Annotated in this window: 1 protein-coding gene and 1 pseudogene; both read left to right on the top strand. The window is 60.6% G+C overall.

Translation table 11 applies throughout. The features are described from left to right. Window positions 1-270: 270 nt before the first annotated feature. Window positions 271-1,656 carry an ABC transporter substrate-binding protein gene (locus tag ACXJL8_RS39640; RefSeq protein WP_456620299.1) on the top strand — a complete coding sequence of 462 codons (1,386 nt, stop codon included), beginning with the start codon at window positions 271-273 and terminating at the stop codon, window positions 1,654-1,656. A 196-nt stretch (window positions 1,657-1,852) separates the two neighbouring features. Beyond that, window positions 1,853-2,046: pseudogene (locus ACXJL8_RS39635) on the top strand (sugar ABC transporter permease); the annotation flags it as partial.

Here is a 2,046-nt window from a genome sequence, read left to right as displayed (position 1 = left end):
GCGTTGCGTTCAGTCCTCATACCGCTTACAAAGCCGGGCTTCGCCAGTCGCGAGCAGGTACGGATGCACATGGTCAGGCGATCAGAACGCAGAACCCGAATTGATTGCCGCGAATTGATGCAGCGATTGGATCGATGCGCACCTTAAGCACATCTCCTCCGGTGCAAGGCCCACGACCTAGGTCTGACAAGATGCCGCTAGATCGGCTCACCGCCATGCGCTAGTGTTTTACCCGACCGGTTAAACACCGGCGGCTTGAGGGAGAAAAACGTGAAATCCAAGGTTATTGGCGCAGTATCACTGGCGGTCGCTGCGGTCGGGCTGTTTGCGGCCACTGCACCCGCCTTTGCGCAGCAGAAGACGATTACGGTCTGGTGGGGCAAGGGCTTTTATCGGTCCGAAGACGACGCGCTGATCGAGACGATCAAGAAGTTCGAAGCCAAGACCGGCATCAAGGTCGAATTGTCGCAGTACGCGATCCAGGACATGATTCCGAAGACGGTCGCTGCGCTCGATGCCGGCACCGTGCCCGATGTCGCCTATTCCGACTCGTATGACGTTCAGGCGCAGGGCAAGTGGGCCTATGAGGGCAAGCTCGAGGATCTGTCCGACGTCATGGAGCCGATCAAGGATCGCTTCGTGCAGAACACGCTGGATGCGTCGATCCTCTATAACGACGTCACCAAGAAGAAGGCCTATTACGGCTTCCCGCTGAAGCAGCAGAGCATGCATGTCGAGATCTGGAACGACATGCTGGAGAAGGCCGGCTTCAAGCTCGCCGACATCCCGACCGACTGGGAAGGCTACTGGACGTTCTGGTGCGACAAGGTGCAGCCGGCGATCCGCAAGGCCAGCGGCCAGCGTATCTACGGCGTCGGCCAGCCGATGGGCGTGGAATCCACCGACGCCTTCCAGTCGTTCTACACCTTCATGGACGCCTATCACGTCAAGCTGGTCGACGACGACGGCAAGCTCCTGGTCGACGATCCCAAGGTTCGCGAGAAYCTGATCAAGGCGATGAAGGACTACACCGACACCTACATCAAGGGTTGCACGCCGCCCTCGTCCACGACCTGGAAGGATCCGGACAACAACGTCGCCTTCCACAACAAGACGATCGTGATGACCCACAATTTCACGATCTCGATCGCGGCGAAGTGGTTCGAGGATTCGCAGAACCAGGCGCTGACGCCCGAACAGCGCGAGGCCGGCAAGAAGGCCTATGAGCAGGACATCGTCACCGCCTCTTTCCCGAAGGCGCCCGACGGGTCGACCATCCGCTACCGCTCCGACGTCAAGACCGGGCTGGTCTTCACCGCGGCCAAGAACAAGGCCGAGGCCAAGCAGTTCATCAGCTTCCTGCTCCAGGAGGAGAACGTCCGCCCCTATATCGAGGGCGCGCTCGGCCGCTGGTTCCCGGTGACCAAGGAAAGCCAGGCCAGCCCGTTCTGGCAGGCCGACAAGCACCGCAAGGCGGTCTACGCCCAGTTCACCGGCGGCACCGCCGCGTTCGACTTCACCAAGAACTGGAAGTTCACGATCCTCAACAACGAGAACGTGTGGGCCAAGGCGATGAACCGGGTCGTCAGCGAGAAGGTTCCGGTCGACAAGGCCGTCGACGAGCTGATCGTCCGCATCAAGCAGGTCGCGGGTTGAACTGTATCCCACCCTCTCCCCGTTCTTCACGGGGAGAGGGTGGGGTGAGGGGCTCTATCCACGAGTAATGCTCGCGGTGAGTCCTGTACCCCCTCACCCGGAGTGCTCAGGACGATGCTTCGCATCGCCGAGAGCACTCCGACCTCTCCCCGCAAGCGGGGAGAGGTATAAGATTTGAGAGAAGAGTCCGAAAAGAATGGCGATTACGCTCTCTGGCGATCAGGCACTTCCCGCGCCGCCTCTGTCGTCGCGGCTGACCCCGGCGCAGGCCTGGGGCATCGCGCTGCTCGCACCCTATCTGCTCGTCTTCCTCGCCTTCGTCGTCTATCCCGTCTGCTACGGGTTATGGCTGGCGCGCGCTCCGGCGAACTATGTCGCGCTGTATAATGA

The sequence above is a fragment of the Bradyrhizobium sp. P5_C11_2 genome (assembly GCF_054049755.1).
Note: the sequence above shows the minus strand (reverse complement) of the source record. Positions and strands in the feature narration are given on the sequence as shown.